Origin of the sequence: Sphingopyxis sp. A083 (assembly GCF_001468495.1) — a bacterium.
Lineage (GTDB): Bacteria > Pseudomonadota > Alphaproteobacteria > Sphingomonadales > Sphingomonadaceae > Sphingopyxis > Sphingopyxis terrae.
The window spans coordinates 106,047-120,591 of sequence record NZ_LNSK01000002.1 but is presented as its reverse complement, the minus strand read 5'-3'; the positions used below and the strand labels follow the sequence as shown (position 1 = coordinate 120,591).

The following is a 14,545-nucleotide window of genomic DNA, read 5'->3' as shown; positions in this document are numbered from 1 at the left end:
CGCCTCACGCGTCACCGCGTTCAATTTTTGTCACCAAGGCCAGACCGCAAAAGCTGACCAGTCCGGCGAGCGCCAGATAGAGGCCGACGACCTCGGTGCCGCGCCAGTCACCGAGCGCCTGCGCCGCGATCGGCGCGGCTGCGCCGCCCAATATGCCGCCGACATTGAAGGCGACCGACGCGCCGGTGTAGCGGACGCGCACGGGGAACAGGCCGGTCAGCCAGCTCCCGAGCGGGCCGTAGACGAGGCCCATCACGAACAGCGATGTGGCGAGACCTGCGAAGATCGTCAGCCAGCTCCCCGAGGCCAGCGCCGGACCGAACAGCAGGCCGACGAGCATCGTCGCGCCGCATCCCCAGCGCAGCACGCGCTGCGCGCTGGAGGCATCGCTGGCATAACCCGCAAAGATAATGCCGGCCGCCATGAACAGGATCGCGCCAAGCTGGATGAGGAGAAACTCTTCCTTCGGATAGCCGAGCGTGGTGGTGCCGTGCGCAAGGGCGAAGCTGGTCGCGAGATAAAAGATCGCGAAACAGGCGACGACCGCGAAGGTTCCGGCAAGCGTCGCGACGAAGTGGCCGCGCAGCAACTCGCCGATCGGCACGCCGACAGGCGCGTCGCGCTCCAGCGCCTCCGAAAAGGCCGGCGTCTCACCGATCTTTAGCCGAACCCACAGGCCAAGGCCGACGAGCACGGCGGAAACAAGAAAGGGTATACGCCAGCCCCACGCCGCAAAATCGGCATCGCTCAGCCAAAGGCCAAGGAGCAGGAACAGTCCGTTGGCGGCGATGAACCCGACCGGCGCGCCAAGCTGCGGGAACATGCCGAAGCGCGACTGCCATCCCGGCGGCGCATTTTCGACCGCGAGCAGCGCCGCACCGCCCCATTCCCCGCCCAGCCCGAAGCCCTGCCCGAACCGCAAGATGCACAGCAGCAACGGTGCGACCCAGCCGACCATCGCAAAGGTCGGCAGAAAGGCGATAAGCAGCGTCGAGGCCCCCATCAGCATCAGCGAGGCGACGAGCGTCGACTTCCGCCCGATCCGGTCGCCGAAATGGCCGAACACGACGGCGCCGACCGGCCGTGCGAAAAAAGCGAGCCCGAAGCTCATGAAGCTGAGCATCAGCTGCGCCGACGGCGATTCCGAAGGAAAGAAAAGCGGCCCGAAGACCAGCGCAGCCGCGGTGCCGTAGATATAAAAATCATAAAATTCGACTGCGGTGCCGACCAGACTTGCGGTCAAAATTCGGCGATGTCTCCGATATGGCTCCAGATTCACAGTCGCCCTCCCCCCCCGGTCAAATCACCCCAGTTATCATCTGTTCCGGTGTGCGATTGCCGACGCGATGTCAAACCGGCGCGGGGCATCGGGGCCCGAGCGCACTGTCGCTACCGTGCAACGCCCCTTGCACTCATCCTCCGAATCGGTCACACCTTTACGTGAACGTAAAGGTAAAGACCGCGAGAGGATTCTTCCCCATGACCGACATACCGACCTTCGACACGATCAAGCTCGCGTGCAGCGACAATGTCGCGAAGATCACGCTCAACCGTCCCGAACGGCTCAATTCGATGCCGCCCGCGATGGCCGACGATATCCGCGCCGCGCTCGACTGGATGGGCGTCCTTGGCGCGCGTGCGCTGCTGATTACCGGTGAGGGTCGCGGTTTCTGTTCGGGCGCGGATCTGGCGGGCGATCGCAGCGCAACTGCTGTCGGCGGCGGCGCGAACAGTCGCAAGGCGCTGCGCAACCATTATAACCCGATGCTGCTCGCGCTCGCCAATCTCGACATTCCGGTCGTGACCGCGGTCAACGGCCCCGCCGCAGGGGTCGGATGCAGCTTTGCGCTGTCGGGCGATTTCGCGATTGCTGGCAAAAGCGCCTATTTCCTCCAGGCTTTCGTCAATATCGGCCTCGTCCCCGACGGCGGATCGTCGTGGCTGCTGCCACGGCTCGTCGGCCTGCCGCGCGCGACGCAGATGATGATGCTCGGCGAGAAAATCTCGGCCGAACAGGCCGCCGATTGGGGACTGATTTACAAGGCGGTCGAGGATGACGCGCTGATGGCCGAAGCCGAAGCGCTCGCAAAGCGGCTGGCCAGCGGACCGACGGTTGCGCTCGGCACGATGCGCAAGGTGCTGCGCGGCGGCTTGACGCAAAGCTATGCCGACACGCTCGATGCCGAGGCGATGGGCCAATATCTGGCCGGCAACAGCGCCGATGCCGCCGAGGGCATCGCGGCCTTCCTTCAGAAGCGCAAGACCGAGTTCAAGGGCAAATAAGCTACTCTGGTGCTCCCCGGCGAAAGCCGGGGTCCTTTTGCGCGCCTTCTGACCCCGGCTTTCGCCGGGTATTACCCATGAACGCTGCGGCCTACTCCGCCGCTTCTTCGACCATCACCTTCTTGTAGATGCTCGTGCGCGGATAGGAGCAGAGACGCATCACCATCGGCTCGAAGAATTCCAGCGGTTCGCTTTCATAGTCGGGGTCGAACGCCGGCGCGTCGTATTTCTCGCAGAATTCGGCGCACGCCGCGTAATAGGGATGGTCCTTGAACTGGTCGCGCATGTCGCGATCGAGCCCGAGATAGTGGAAGAAATAATGGCCCTGGAAGATGCCGTGGTGCTGGACGATCCACAGATTTTCTTCTGACAGGAAGGGCTTGAGGATCGCCGCCGCGACATCGGGATGGTTGAACGCACCCAGCGTGTCACCAATGTCGTGGAGCAGCGCCATCACGACATATTCCTCGTCGCGCCCATCGCGATGCGCGCGCGTAGCGGTCTGCAGGCAATGCTCGAGCCGGTCGACGGGAAAGCCGCCATAATCGCCGCCAAGCAGTTTCAGATGATCGAGGATGCGCTTGCCGTTCTGCGGCGCAAATTCCTTCTGCTCGCGCGCGATGATATCCCAATCTTCCTGCGTCCCGTCGATCATCGAACGGAAGGATGCGTGATCGTGCGTCATGTCGGTCATGGCTGGCTCTCCCATATATCGGCGGCCAGTCTATGCGTTTCGTTGCGATATGCAACGCTGTTCAGCCGTAGCTATTCTACCGCGTAGGTCACGCCATATTTCAGCGCTTCGTCGAGCGTCAGGCAGCGGCGCGTCGATTTGTCCGGGCCGCTGCCCTTCACCGCCTTCTGCCGATACATGATGTCGGTCAGCAATTTGCGCGACACGCCCATCTTGATCAGGAAATCATTGTCCTCGCTCGCCAGCAGCGCGCTGTCCTGTTCGACGTCGCCGATCAGCTCGGTCGTCGCATCGGTGCCCATCGCCACGCTTTCGTCGATCAGCGAGCGGTCGCCGGTGCTGGTGAACATATGGACGATGAACTCGCCGCCCGGCTCGATCAGCCGCGGCGCGCCGCCCATGAAGACGAAATTGCAGGCGCTGAAACAGGCCCAGCCGCTCGGTATGCGCGTCGCAAGGCCGGGGTTCGACCGGATGATGCGCCCCGCGGCGTTGCCGGCGCGCGCATCGCCGCCGGGCGAACGCAGCCATATCTCGGATACGTCCGGATTGGCCTTCAGCGCGGCGCTCAGCCGGTCGGGCAGTCCCGAATCAACGCGGCCTTCGGCGAGCATCACCTTCATCGTGCCGCGCTTTTCGACCGTCAGCTTCATCGTCGGATTGGCCGACCAATTGGGGTTGAGCGGACAGGTCGGATTGATCGGGTCCATCTCGGTCGCCGCGGTCAGGCTGACGACCGCAAGCGCCGTGAGGGCGAGCTTCGGCAATTCAGGCCGCAAGAACATAGCGCGTATCACCCGGCCCCTTGCACATGCGTTTCGACACACGGGTTTCCTCGCCATCGACGATCACGAAGTCGTTGACGGTCATGCACTTCCTGCCGCCGTCCTCTGTGTTGATCGAAGCCACGGTCGACGACCCGCTGACATTGTCGCGCGTTTCGCTGGTCCAGTTCGACGTCGTGCCGACCGCTTCGCCGCGTGTCACCTCTTCGGTGGCCTTGGCGGCCTGCACCTGTTCGGCGGGGTCGAGGCGGCAAGCGATGGCGTCGGTCAGCGTCCCGCTGACCTCGGCGATCGGCACATAGGAATAGACCCCTGCCTTGCTGGCCGCGTCGCCCACCGCATCCCGGATCACACCGCCCAATATGCCGCGGCCGACGCTGCTGCCCTTCTTGCCCTTGGGACAACCGCCGTTGTCGCTTTCGCTCGACGTCGGGGCGGGGGTCGGCGTCGTGACCTTGCGCAGCAGCCCGCCGAACTGCGCCTGCGCGGGCGCCACCGCCAGCAAGGTGACGGCGGCCCAAGCGGGGACCAACATGATTCGCTTCATATGCGGCTCCAAAAAACCCGTGCCAAAACCCTTGATCGCGACCCCGCTTATCGCGGCGAAACTAGGCCGCGCTGTGATTTCAATCAATGGGGCTGGCGCTGAGGCGATAATTGTCATGTCGGGAGGTTGAAATTATCGGCAAAGTGGATCAGACAGCGCGCCATGCTCTCGCAGAAGACCCGCTACACGATACGTGCCTTTCAGCATCTTGCCGATCATTGGGGCAAGGGTCAGGTCCAACTCGCGGACATTGCCGAGGCGCAGAATATCCCGCCCAAATTCCTGACCGTCATCCTGTCGGAAATGGCGCGCGAAGGGCTGCTCATCTCGCAGCGCGGACGCGATGGCGGCTATCAGCTCGCGCTGCCGCCGGTCGACATCAGCTATGGCGATCTTGTGCGCCTGACGCGCGGATCGCTCGCGCTGGTGCCGTGCGCCAGCCGCAACGCCCACGAAACCTGCAAGAATTGCCTGCCCGAAGCCGAATGCCGGATGCGCACGCTGATGCTGAAGGTGCGCGACGATACCGCCGCGATCCTCGACCGGATCAGCCTGGCCGACCCGATCGGCTTCGAACCCTTGTTCGAAAAGGAAGAAATGGCGCTCTGACGCGCCACGCCAACCGGCACGGCAAAGAAAAAGGCCCGAACGCCGGTGCGTCGGACCTCTTGTTTTCGAGGAAATGGTGGAGCCTAGCGGGATCGAACCGCTGACCTCTACAATGCCATTGTAGCGCTCTCCCAGCTGAGCTAAGGCCCCATGCCATTTCGTCTGGCCGCCCTGGGTGGTGCGACCGGGACGCCGCCTTTAGCAGCGCCTGCGTTCGATGCAAGGGGCCAAATGCATCTCCGCGATGCTTTTTTGGCCCCTCGCCGAAAAATCAGCTTTCGTCGTCTTCGTCGTCGCCGGTGGCGACGCCCAGATCGTCATCGCCGCCCAGATCGACATCGTTATCCGGCGAATCGCTGTCTTCATCGACATCGACGTCCAGATCCAGATCCTCGTCGATGGCCTCTTCCTTGACCTTGGTCGGCTTCTCGACTTCCTCGAAGGGCATCGGCTGCTTCGATTTCAGCACCGATTCCGGAATCCAGGAATAGCCGCAATTGATGCAGCTGACCGGATCATCCTTGGTCAAATCGTAGAATCGGGTGGCACATTTCGGGCAGCTACGCTTCGTGCCCCATTCAGCCTTTACCATATAAGCCTCGTAACCTTTTGGAAATCGGTTGATATTTCGGAAAAAGATGGGCGCCGGGCCGGCGATCCGTCAAATCGGCGTGCGCCTTGCCAGATTGTCGGGCCGCTGTCAAAAGCCGCACGCCATGACTGACCAGACTGCCCGCCCCCGCAGCTTCGCCGCGTCCGCTCCGCTTAAAGGTAGGATCGCGATTCCCGGCGACAAGAGCATTTCGCATCGCGCCCTGATGTTGTTGGCGCTCGCGGTCGGCACCAGCCGCGTGAGCGGGCTGCTTGAGGGGCATGATGTCCTCGCCACCGCCGCGGCCATGCGCGCGATGGGCGCGAATATCGACCGCACCGGCGACGGCGACTGGGTCATTGAAGGCGTCGGTGTCGGCGGCCTGCTCCAGCCGCGCGAAGCGCTCGACATGGGCAACAGCGGCACCTCGACGCGCCTGCTGATGGGCCTTGTTTCCAGCCATCCGATCACGACCACTTTCGTCGGCGATGCCAGCCTGTCGGGGCGCCCGATGGGGCGCGTCATCGATCCGTTGTCGCAGATGGGCGCTGACATCTCGGCCTCGCCGGGTGGCCGCCTTCCCTTGATGGTGCGCGGCCTCGCGCCCGCGGTGCCGATCGAATATCGGCTTCCGGTCGCCTCGGCGCAGGTCAAGTCGGCGATCCTGCTCGCCGGCCTCAATACGCCGGGAATCACCACCGTGATCGAACCCGTGCCGACGCGCGACCATAGCGAACGGATGCTCAAGGGCTTCGGCGCCACGCTGGACGTCGAAGTAGAACCCGACGGCACCCGCTGGATTTCGGTGATGGGCGAAGCCGAATTGCAGCCGCAGACGATCGTCGTTCCGGGCGACCCCTCGTCGGCCGCCTTCTTCATTGTCGCGGCGCTCCTCGTTCCCGGATCGGACGTCACCATTGCCAATGTCGGCCTCAATCCGACCCGCGCCGGACTTGTCGAGGTGCTGCAGGCGATGGGCGGGGATATAGAACTGCTCGATCCCCGCGAAATCGGCGGCGAGCCCGTCGCCGACCTGCGCGTCCGCCACAGCCTGCTCCGCGGCATCGCGGTCGATCCGGCAGTCGCGCCGAGCATGATCGACGAATATCCGATTCTCTTCGTCGCCGCCGCGCTTGCCGAGGGGACGACGGTGACGACCGGCCTCGACGAGCTGCGCGTCAAGGAAAGCGACCGGCTGTCGGTCATGGCCGCGGGCCTCGCGGCGATCGGCGTGCGGGTCGAGGAGAGCGAGGACGGCCTCGTCATCCACGGCACCGGCGGTGACCCGCTGCCCGGCGGCGCGACCATCGCCGGCCATCTCGACCACCGCATCTGCATGAGCTTCGCCATCGCGGGCCTCGTCAGCAAGGCCCCCGTGACGATCGACGATATGGCACCGGTCGCAACGAGCTTTCCCAATTTCGAGGCGTTGCTGGAGGGCCTGCAGCGATGAACCGTCGTCCCATCCTGTCCATCGCGGCCCCGATCGCGCTCCTCGGCCTAAGTGCCGGCGCGGCCGGCGCGCAACAGGGCGCCACCCTTCCGACAACTGCCGACACGGCGGGCGCCTTTGCCGATACAGCGCGCGCGCCGGACCCGACAGCATCGGTCACCAGCGCGACGTGCGACGGCGACGTCGAATATTGTCCGAGCGGTGCGCAGCTTCGGGTCGACCGGAGCTTTTCCGATTATCCGATCGATAGCCGTGCGGCAGACGCCGGCAGCGGACTTCGGCCGATCGACGACGAGCCCTGCATCGCCGACGAGGGCTGCGAACGGCGCGACGCCGCCGGTGTGCGTCATTTTCTGTACGGAGACGGCGCCGACGACCTCCGTGTCATGATCAAGACGGTGGAGGCAAGCGAGTTCGAAGGGCGACCGATCGGCGCGCTCGATATCGGGACGGCGCGCGACCAGTCCGAGGTGATGGCCCGGGTTCGCCGCTTTCTGCCCGATGTGGCGTTCGACTGCGACCCGTCGCTCGTGTCGGGAAACGTCGGCCCCGTCGAATGCGGCGCGACGCTCAACCCCGGCTGGGTCGAAATCGGCTTCGACCACGATGGCCGGCTGCTCCGCGTGCGATTTGACGGCTATCAATTCATATGAGCGCCTATATCTCCTCCTTTGCCGCGAACGCGATCGGCATCATCGGCAGCATCCTGTTCATCGCTGCATTCGCCTATGCAAACATGGCCAAGACGCTGGACCAGTTGCTGTTCAATGCGGTGAACCTTGTCGGCGCGATTTTGCTGCTGATCTCGCTGTCGGTTCATTTCAACTTGGCGGCGTTTCTGCTCGAAGCGGCTTGGGCGCTGATCGCTTCCTGGGGCTTGCTGCGCGCCCTCCGCGCGCGCCGTACCCGCGGTGATTCGGCATGATTATCGCGGTCGACGGCCCTACTGCGTCGGGCAAGGGCACCATCGCCAAGGCGCTTGCCGAGCATTTTGGCCTCCCCGTGCTCGATACCGGGCTGCTCTATCGCGCTGTGGGCTATCAGACGCAGCTCAATCATGGCGATCCGGACAAGGCGGCCGACGCCCTCACCGCGTGCGATTTTCCGGACGCCTTGCTCGACGATCCCGCGCTTCGTTATGAAAGTACGGGCAGCCTCGCCAGCCGCGCGTCGGTGCATCCCGCGGTGCGCAAGGCGCTGTTCCAGCGGCAGGTCGATTTCGCCAACCAGCCCAGCGGCGCCGTGCTCGACGGGCGCGATATCGGCACGGTGATCGCGCCGCACGCCGACGCCAAGCTGTTCGTGACGGCGAGTGCCGAGGAACGCGCCCGCCGCCGGCATGCCGAGATGCTGGGGCGCGCGGTCGAGATCGGCTATGATGCGGTGCTCGCCGATGTTCGCGCTCGCGATGCCCGCGATACGGGCCGTGCCGACGCCCCCCTGCTCCGTGCCGACGATGCGATGCTGCTCGACACCTCGGCGATGGACCGCGATGCCGCGATCGCCGCCGCCATCGCCTTCGTCACGGAACGGACAAAGGCGCGCGGCTGACAGGAGCCCGCGGCCGATAGGGCTTTTCGCCTTGCCGAAAGCCGCGTTCGCGACTATACGCGCGCCGTCCGACGGGCCTTGTGGCCGGTCGAGGCACGGACGAACCGCCGCTCCATATCGAGCGTCGGGCGTGATGGGTTATTCCCGTCGCGCCCTTTTTGCTTTGCCCGTGCTTCTGCCGCCAACCGGTCCCGAGGATGTTCTGCTTTGCATCCGGCGGGCAGGACGGATCGGCCACAAGACCAGCGGAACCAACCGCTTGGCCGGAACAAATGAAGTAAGGAAGAACCCATATGGCCTCTACGGCTTTTCCGTCGCGCGACGATTTCGCCGCGATGCTCGACGAATCGCTGGGTGGTGCTGATGGCGGCTTTGAAGGCCGCGTCGTCAAGGGCACCGTGACCGCGATCGAAAATGACTTGGCAGTGATCGACATCGGTCTGAAGAGCGAAGGCCGCGTGCCGCTTCGCGAATTCGCGATGCCCGGCCAGAAGGCCGACCTCAACGTCGGCGACGAAGTCGAAGTCTATGTCGACCGCGTCGAAAACGCCAATGGCGAAACCATGCTGTCGCGCGACCGCGCTCGCCGCGAAGCCGCCTGGGACCGCCTGGAAGAAGAATTCAACAAGGAAGCCCGCGTCGAAGGCGTTATCTTCGGCCGCGTCAAGGGCGGCTTCACCGTCGACCTTGGCGGCGCCGTGGCGTTCCTTCCCGGCAGCCAGGTCGACATCCGCCCCGTGCGCGACGTCGGCCCGCTCATGGATCTGCCGCAGCCGTTCCAGATCCTCAAGATGGATCGCCGCCGCGGCAATATCGTCGTGTCGCGCCGCGCCATCCTTGAAGAAACGCGCGCCGAACAGCGTTCGGGCCTGATCCAGAACCTGGAAGAAGGCCAGATCATCGAAGGCGCGGTCAAGAACATCACCGATTATGGTGCGTTCGTCGACCTCGGCGGCATCGACGGCCTGCTCCATGTCACCGACATGAGCTACAAGCGCGTCAACCACCCGAGCGAAGTCATCAACATCGGTGACACGGTTAAGGTGCAGATCATCCGCATCAATCGCGACACGCAGCGCATCAGCCTCGGCATGAAGCAGCTCGAAAGCGATCCGTGGGAAGGCGTCGCCGCCAAGTATCCGGTCGGTGCGAAGCTCACTGGTACGGTCACGAACATCACCGACTATGGCGCGTTCGTCGAACTCGAACCCGGCATCGAAGGCCTGGTCCACGTCAGCGAAATGTCGTGGGTCAAGAAGAACGTCCACCCCGGCAAGATCGTTTCGACGAGCCAGGAAGTCGACGTCATCGTCCTCGAAGTCGACAGCGACAAGCGCCGCATCTCGCTCGGCCTCAAGCAGGCCCAGTCGAACCCCTGGGGTGCCTTCGCCGAAGCGCATCCGGTTGGCTCGGTCGTCGAAGGCGAAGTCAAGAACGCGACCGAATTCGGTCTGTTCGTCGGCCTTCCGGGCGACGTCGACGGCATGGTTCACATGTCGGACATCGCGTGGGGCATCTCGGGCGAAGAAGCGCTCCACCTCCACCGCAAGGGCGAGAATGTGCAGGTCGTCGTTCTCGACGTCGACGTCGAGAAGGAACGCATCAGCCTCGGCATCAAGCAGCTTGAAAAGGGTGCTCCGGCCGTCGGCGGCGGCGTCGCCGCTTCGGGCTCGCTGAAGAAGAACGATGTCGTCACCGTCTCGGTCCTCGAAGTCCGCGACAACGGCCTCGAAGTTCAGGCCGGCGAAGATGGCGCCACCGGCTTCATCAAGCGCGCCGACCTTGGCCGCGACCGCGACGAACAGCGCCCCGAGCGCTATCAGGTCGGTCAGAAGTTCGACGCGATGGTCACCGGCTTCGATCGTTCGAAGAAGCCCAGCTTCTCGGTCAAGGCGATGCAGATCGCCGAAGAAAAGGAAGCCGTCGCACAATATGGTTCGTCGGATTCGGGTGCGTCGCTCGGCGACATCCTCGGCGAAGCGCTGAAGGCCGGCAAGAAGGATTAATCCTTCCCCGCTTTTGCGGTGAAACAAAAGGCCCGCAGAGTGTCCCTCTGCGGGCCTTTTTCTTTCAGCGATATGTTTTGAAAGAACCCTGAATCATGATAGGTTCCATGCCGCGTTGGGAGGGGTCCTCACGCTGTGGAACCGGCAAAGACCGGATGGCCTGCGCCCGTGGGGCGCGCGTGATAACTAGGGGAAGCTGATGATCCGGTCGGAACTGGTTCAAATGATCGCGAGTGAAAACAGCGATTTGCGCCTCGAAGAGGTGGAACGCATCATCGATGAATTCTTCGACGCCATCGTCGAGCAGCTTGCGGCGGGGGGCCGCGTCGAGCTGCGCGGCTTCGGCGCCTTCTCGACCCGCGAACGCGAGTCGCGCACCGGGCGCAATCCGCGCACCGGCGCGCCGGTCGCGGTAAGCGCCAAGAGCGTGCCCTATTTCAAGCCGGGCAAGGAAATGCGCGAGCGGCTGAACGGCTGAAGGTTCACACCTCGTCATTGCGAGCGTAGCGAAGCAATCCAGAGCCGGCGTAAACCGCTCTGGATTGCTTCGCTACGCTCGCAATGACAAATTTCAGCCTCAGTTCTTGAGCCGGTAGCCCGTGCGGAACATCCAGAAGATCAGGCCGAGGCACAGCGCCAGAAACAGCGCCACCGCGCCCATGCTGACCTCGATCGCCACGTCGCCCTGTCCGAAAAAGGTCCAGCGAAAGCCGCTGATCAGATAGACGACGGGATTGAACAGCGTCACCGCGCGCCACGCGGCGGGCAGCATGTCGAGCGAATAGAAGGCGCCGCCCAGGAAGGTCAGCGGATAGACGACGAGCAGCGGGATCACCTGCAGCTGTTCAAAGCTCTGCGCCCAGATGCCGATGATGAAGCCGAAGAGGCAGAAGGTCACCGCCATCAGCACCATGAAGCCGACCATCAGCACCGGATGCGCGACCTGAATGTCGACAAAAAGATGTGCGGTCGCGAAAATGATCGCGCCTATGATCACCGATTTGGTCGCCGCCGCGCCGACATAGGCGATCAGCAATTCAAGCGGCGACATCGGTGAGGACAGCATCTCATAGATCGTCCCCGTCCATTTGGGCATGTAGATGCCGAAGCTCGCGTTGCTGATGCTTTCGGTGAACATCGTCAGCATCATCAGCCCCGGCACGATGAACGCACCATAGGGCACCGAGCTGACGTCGCTCATCCGGCTGCCGATCGCCGATCCGAAGACGACGAAATAGAGCGTGGTGGTGATAACGGGCAGCATCAGGCTGGTCCACACCGTGCGCCCGAAGCGCGCCATCTCGAACATGTAGATCGCGCGGATACCGCGGACGTTGCCGATCATGCCGCCGCTCCTTCGCCGTCCCGGGGTTCGTGTACCAGCCCGACGAAAATATCCTCGAGCGAGCTTTGCCGCGTGTGCAGATCCTTGAAGGCGATGCCGATATCGGTCATCCGCCGCAGCAGCGAAGGCACGCCGGTCGCCTCCGCCTGGCTGTCGAATTCATAGACAAGCTCATGCCCCTCCCCCGCCAGTTCGAGCGTCCAGTCGCCGAGTTCGGCCGGAATGGCATCGAGCGGTTCGGCAAGATTGAGCGTCAGCGTCTTGCGCCCCAGCTTCTTGATCAGCGCGTTCTTCTCTTCGACGAGGATCAGCTTGCCGCGCGTGATGACGCCGACGCGGTCGGCCATTTCTTCGGCCTCTTCGATATAATGGGTGGTCAGAATGATCGTCACCCCGCGTTCGCGCAGGCCCCTCACCATATTCCACATGTCGCGGCGCAGCTCGACGTCGACCCCCGCGGTCGGTTCGTCGAGGAAGAGGATTTCGGGTTCGTGGCTCAGCGCCTTGGCGATCATCACGCGGCGTTTCATTCCACCCGACAATTCCATGATCTTGCTGCCGCGCTTGTCCCACAGCGACAGATCCTTCAGCAATTGCTCGATGAACGCCGGATCGCGCGGTTTGCCGAACAGCCCGCGCGAAAAAGTGACGGTGGCCATCACCGTTTCGAACGAATCCGTATGCAGTTCCTGCGGCACCAGCCCGATCATCGATCGCGCCGCGCGATAGTCGCGGGCATGATCGTGACCGCCGACCGTCACCGTGCCTTCGCTCGGCGTCACGATACCGCAGACGATGCTGATCAGCGTCGTCTTGCCTGCCCCATTGGGGCCGAGCAACGCAAATATCTCGCCCTTCTCGATGCTGAGGTCGACACCCGCCAAAGCGCGATGCCCGCTCTTGTAAGTCTTTCCCAGACCGGAAATTTCCAGAACCGCTGTCATGCGCGCCGGTCTAGCCGAGGAGCGCGCCGGGACAAAGCGGCAAAGATGACTTGACCTCCCCTCACCCATCGGCATGACAGGCCGCGGTGCGCGGACGTGGCGGAATCGGTAGACGCAGCAGACTTAAAATCTGCTATCCGAACGGGTGTGCGGGTTCGAGTCCCGCCGTCCGCACCAACCGCTGGCACAGGGGAAGCACAGGAATATGACGCGCCGCAGCCTCCGTTCGCGCCGCGGCGCGCGGTTCGCGGGCACCGTGCTGCTGGTCGCCGCGCTCGCCGGATGCGGCCTGTTCGGCGGTGGCGGGGGTCCGGTGCGGATCGCCGCGATGGGGCCGCTCAACGCCGCAGCGAGCCCGCTCAACGGCGAACTGTCCGCCCCCAATGCGGCGCTGCTCGAAATGACGGCGCAGGGGCTTGTCGGCTATGACGCCGACGGCCAGATCGACACCGGTCTTGCCGAACGCTGGACGGTGACGGGCGACGGGCGCAGCTATATTTTCCGGCTGCGCGAGGCAAAATGGTCGAACGGTCGCGAAGTCACGGCCGACGACGTGGTTTCGGTCCTGCGCGGCTATCTTGGCACGAACAGCCGTAACCTGCTGAAGGACGATTTCCCGGAGGTCGAGACGATCCGTGCGATGACCGATCAGGTCATCGAAATCCGGCTCGCGGTGCCGCAGCCCAATATGCTCGAACTGCTCGCGCAGCCTTCGATGACGATCGTCTACAAGGGGATGGGCTGGGGCCCGATGCGATCGCGCAAGGCCGGACGCGCGCTGCTGCTGACGCCCGCGCCCGACCCGCTCGCCGACGATCCCGAGGCCGCCGAAGCCGCCGCGAACGATCCCGCCGCATCGGTCGAACTTGTCGGTACGACGCCCGCCGGAGCGCTTGCACGCTACAATAATGGCTATGCAGACGGCGTGATCGGCGGCCGCTTCTCGACCCTCCCCTATTTCCTCGTCTCCAGCATCGGCCGTTCACGCCTGATCGTCGATCCGGTGCCGGGGCTCTTCGGACTCTCCTTCACCAGCGCCGAAGGGTTCCTCGCCTCCGACATCAACCGCGACGCCCTGTCGCGCGTCGTGCGGCGACAGCGCCTGATCGACGCCTTCGGCCTCGCCGAATGGCAGCCGCAGCGCGCACTTCGGCCGGCAGTCTACCGCCGCGATGGCGGCCCCGAACCCTTGCAGCCCGCCTGGACCGACTTCGACAATGATTCGCGCTTCGCCCAGTCGAAGCGGGTGGTCGATAGCTGGCGCGCCGCCGGGCGAAAGATTTCGCCGCTCCGTATCGCGGTCCCCCAGACACCAGGCGGCCGCATTCTCTTTGCCTATGTCGCCGCCGACTTTGCCCGTATCGGTATCGAAAGCCGCCGCGTCGCGATGGATGCGGCATCGGACCTGCGCCTGATCGACGAGGTGGCGCCGAACGACGATGCGCTCTGGGCGCTCCGCCGGCTGTCATGCCAGCGCGACACGCTGTGCAACCGCGAGGCACAGGCGAAGATCGATCAGGCCGTGCTCAATATCGACAGTGGCCAGCGCGCGCGCCAGATCGGCGAGATCGAAACGATGCTGGGGCGCTACACCCCCTTCATTCCGATCGCCACGCCGCTGCGCTGGTCGGTCGCGTCGCAGCGGCTTACAGGGTTCAAACCCAATGCGCGAGCGGCCCACCCATTGAATCGCCTGCTCGCCAAACCCAACTAATAATAGGCGCACATCGTCGTGC

General features: G+C 64.0%; 16 protein-coding genes and 2 tRNA genes. 10 read left to right on the top strand and 8 right to left on the bottom strand.

The window, feature by feature from the left end:
* Nucleotides 1-4: 4 nt before the first annotated feature.
* The gene (locus ATE59_RS04730; RefSeq protein ID WP_058811855.1) at nucleotides 5-1,273 is read right to left on the bottom strand and encodes an MFS transporter; all 1,269 of its coding nucleotides are present in this window, start codon (nucleotides 1,271-1,273) and stop codon (nucleotides 5-7) included.
* Between the two features lie 206 nt (nucleotides 1,274-1,479).
* Between ATE59_RS04730 and ATE59_RS04725 the strand changes: the two genes are divergently transcribed.
* On the top strand, nucleotides 1,480-2,283 hold the full coding sequence (locus ATE59_RS04725; protein ID WP_003044180.1) for an enoyl-CoA hydratase-related protein: 804 nt from the start codon (nucleotides 1,480-1,482) through the stop codon (nucleotides 2,281-2,283).
* Nucleotides 2,284-2,374: 91 nt separating this feature from the next.
* Here ATE59_RS04725 and ATE59_RS04720 read toward each other — a convergent pair whose 3' ends face one another.
* From ATE59_RS04720 to ATE59_RS04710, 3 genes are all read right to left on the bottom strand, one after another.
* Complete coding sequence (locus ATE59_RS04720; RefSeq protein ID WP_003044182.1) at nucleotides 2,375-2,977, bottom strand: HD domain-containing protein; 603 nt, start codon at nucleotides 2,975-2,977, stop codon at nucleotides 2,375-2,377.
* A 71-nt stretch (nucleotides 2,978-3,048) separates the two neighbouring features.
* Nucleotides 3,049-3,744 (bottom strand): hypothetical protein, encoded by a 696-nt coding sequence (locus ATE59_RS04715; protein ID WP_231737184.1) that lies wholly within the window; start codon nucleotides 3,742-3,744, stop codon nucleotides 3,049-3,051.
* Nucleotide 3,745: 1 nt separating this feature from the next.
* Complete coding sequence (locus ATE59_RS04710; protein ID WP_058811854.1) at nucleotides 3,746-4,309, bottom strand: hypothetical protein; 564 nt, start codon at nucleotides 4,307-4,309, stop codon at nucleotides 3,746-3,748.
* A gap of 162 nt (nucleotides 4,310-4,471) precedes the next feature.
* On the opposite strand from ATE59_RS04710, the gene ATE59_RS04705 reads away from it, so the two are divergent.
* Complete coding sequence (locus tag ATE59_RS04705; protein WP_058811379.1) at nucleotides 4,472-4,918, top strand: RrF2 family transcriptional regulator; 447 nt, start codon at nucleotides 4,472-4,474, stop codon at nucleotides 4,916-4,918.
* Between the two features lie 74 nt (nucleotides 4,919-4,992).
* On the opposite strand, the gene ATE59_RS04700 is transcribed toward ATE59_RS04705, so the two are convergent.
* Together ATE59_RS04700 and ATE59_RS04695 are read right to left on the bottom strand one after the other, a co-directional pair.
* Nucleotides 4,993-5,068: transfer RNA gene (locus ATE59_RS04700), tRNA-Ala, on the bottom strand.
* A gap of 121 nt (nucleotides 5,069-5,189) precedes the next feature.
* Nucleotides 5,190-5,510 carry a TIGR02300 family protein gene (locus ATE59_RS04695; RefSeq protein WP_003044196.1) on the bottom strand — a complete coding sequence of 107 codons (321 nt, stop codon included), beginning with the start codon at nucleotides 5,508-5,510 and terminating at the stop codon, nucleotides 5,190-5,192.
* A gap of 124 nt (nucleotides 5,511-5,634) precedes the next feature.
* Here ATE59_RS04695 and aroA point away from each other — a divergent pair, with 124 nt between their 5' ends.
* The 6 genes from aroA (at nucleotide 5,635) to ATE59_RS04665 (ending at nucleotide 10,998) form a co-directional block, all read left to right on the top strand.
* Nucleotides 5,635-6,963, top strand: a complete 1,329-nt coding sequence (gene aroA, locus ATE59_RS04690) for a 3-phosphoshikimate 1-carboxyvinyltransferase (RefSeq protein ID WP_058811852.1) — start codon at nucleotides 5,635-5,637, stop codon at nucleotides 6,961-6,963.
* Nucleotides 6,960-7,616 (top strand): hypothetical protein, encoded by a 657-nt coding sequence (locus ATE59_RS04685; protein WP_058811378.1) that lies wholly within the window; start codon nucleotides 6,960-6,962, stop codon nucleotides 7,614-7,616. The genes aroA and ATE59_RS04685 overlap by 4 nt, the downstream gene beginning before the upstream one ends.
* Nucleotides 7,613-7,888: a CBU_0592 family membrane protein gene (locus ATE59_RS04680; RefSeq protein ID WP_231737183.1), complete on the top strand. Its 276-nt coding sequence runs from the start codon at nucleotides 7,613-7,615 to the stop codon at nucleotides 7,886-7,888. Before ATE59_RS04685 ends, ATE59_RS04680 begins: the two co-directional genes overlap by 4 nt.
* On the top strand, nucleotides 7,885-8,514 hold the full coding sequence (locus ATE59_RS04675; RefSeq protein ID WP_058811377.1) for a (d)CMP kinase: 630 nt from the start codon (nucleotides 7,885-7,887) through the stop codon (nucleotides 8,512-8,514). Before ATE59_RS04680 ends, ATE59_RS04675 begins: the two co-directional genes overlap by 4 nt.
* 293 nt (nucleotides 8,515-8,807) lie before the next feature.
* Entirely contained in the window at nucleotides 8,808-10,520 is a 1,713-nt protein-coding gene (rpsA, locus tag ATE59_RS04670; RefSeq protein ID WP_003044206.1) for a 30S ribosomal protein S1, read from the top strand.
* A 199-nt stretch (nucleotides 10,521-10,719) separates the two neighbouring features.
* Entirely contained in the window at nucleotides 10,720-10,998 is a 279-nt protein-coding gene (locus ATE59_RS04665) for an integration host factor subunit beta (protein WP_003044209.1), read from the top strand.
* 99 nt (nucleotides 10,999-11,097) lie between these two features.
* Here the strand turns inward: ATE59_RS04665 and ATE59_RS04660 are convergent, their stop codons facing one another.
* Nucleotides 11,098-11,865 carry an ABC transporter permease gene (locus ATE59_RS04660; protein ID WP_058811376.1) on the bottom strand — a complete coding sequence of 256 codons (768 nt, stop codon included), beginning with the start codon at nucleotides 11,863-11,865 and terminating at the stop codon, nucleotides 11,098-11,100.
* On the bottom strand, nucleotides 11,862-12,809 hold the full coding sequence (locus tag ATE59_RS04655; RefSeq protein ID WP_058811375.1) for an ABC transporter ATP-binding protein: 948 nt from the start codon (nucleotides 12,807-12,809) through the stop codon (nucleotides 11,862-11,864). The genes ATE59_RS04660 and ATE59_RS04655 overlap by 4 nt, the downstream gene beginning before the upstream one ends.
* A gap of 90 nt (nucleotides 12,810-12,899) precedes the next feature.
* Between ATE59_RS04655 and ATE59_RS04650 the strand changes: the two genes are divergently transcribed.
* Together ATE59_RS04650 and ATE59_RS04645 are read left to right on the top strand one after the other, a co-directional pair.
* Nucleotides 12,900-12,986, top strand: a tRNA-Leu gene (locus tag ATE59_RS04650).
* 28 nt (nucleotides 12,987-13,014) lie between these two features.
* On the top strand, nucleotides 13,015-14,523 hold the full coding sequence (locus tag ATE59_RS04645) for an ABC transporter substrate-binding protein (RefSeq protein WP_058811374.1): 1,509 nt from the start codon (nucleotides 13,015-13,017) through the stop codon (nucleotides 14,521-14,523).
* Nucleotides 14,524-14,545: the final 22 nt, after the last annotated feature.

What these genes read in the sequence shown, in the direction of transcription:
- ATE59_RS04685 (WP_058811378.1), top strand. Translation starts at nt 6,960, where the DNA reads ATGAACCGTCGTCCCATCCTGTCCATCGCGGCCCCGATCGCGCTCCTC.
- ATE59_RS04655 (WP_058811375.1), bottom strand. Translation starts at nt 12,809, where the DNA reads ATGACAGCGGTTCTGGAAATTTCCGGTCTGGGAAAGACTTACAAGAGC.
- ATE59_RS04665 (WP_003044209.1), top strand. Translation starts at nt 10,720, where the DNA reads ATGATCCGGTCGGAACTGGTTCAAATGATCGCGAGTGAAAACAGCGAT.
- rpsA (WP_003044206.1), top strand. Translation starts at nt 8,808, where the DNA reads ATGGCCTCTACGGCTTTTCCGTCGCGCGACGATTTCGCCGCGATGCTC.
- ATE59_RS04705 (WP_058811379.1), top strand. Translation starts at nt 4,472, where the DNA reads ATGCTCTCGCAGAAGACCCGCTACACGATACGTGCCTTTCAGCATCTT.
- ATE59_RS04710 (WP_058811854.1), bottom strand. Translation starts at nt 4,309, where the DNA reads ATGAAGCGAATCATGTTGGTCCCCGCTTGGGCCGCCGTCACCTTGCTG.
- ATE59_RS04720 (WP_003044182.1), bottom strand. Translation starts at nt 2,977, where the DNA reads ATGACCGACATGACGCACGATCACGCATCCTTCCGTTCGATGATCGAC.
- ATE59_RS04645 (WP_058811374.1), top strand. Translation starts at nt 13,015, where the DNA reads ATGACGCGCCGCAGCCTCCGTTCGCGCCGCGGCGCGCGGTTCGCGGGC.
- ATE59_RS04695 (WP_003044196.1), bottom strand. Translation starts at nt 5,510, where the DNA reads ATGGTAAAGGCTGAATGGGGCACGAAGCGTAGCTGCCCGAAATGTGCC.
- ATE59_RS04680 (WP_231737183.1), top strand. Translation starts at nt 7,613, where the DNA reads ATGAGCGCCTATATCTCCTCCTTTGCCGCGAACGCGATCGGCATCATC.
- ATE59_RS04725 (WP_003044180.1), top strand. Translation starts at nt 1,480, where the DNA reads ATGACCGACATACCGACCTTCGACACGATCAAGCTCGCGTGCAGCGAC.
- aroA (WP_058811852.1), top strand. Translation starts at nt 5,635, where the DNA reads ATGACTGACCAGACTGCCCGCCCCCGCAGCTTCGCCGCGTCCGCTCCG.
- ATE59_RS04675 (WP_058811377.1), top strand. Translation starts at nt 7,885, where the DNA reads ATGATTATCGCGGTCGACGGCCCTACTGCGTCGGGCAAGGGCACCATC.
- ATE59_RS04660 (WP_058811376.1), bottom strand. Translation starts at nt 11,865, where the DNA reads ATGATCGGCAACGTCCGCGGTATCCGCGCGATCTACATGTTCGAGATG.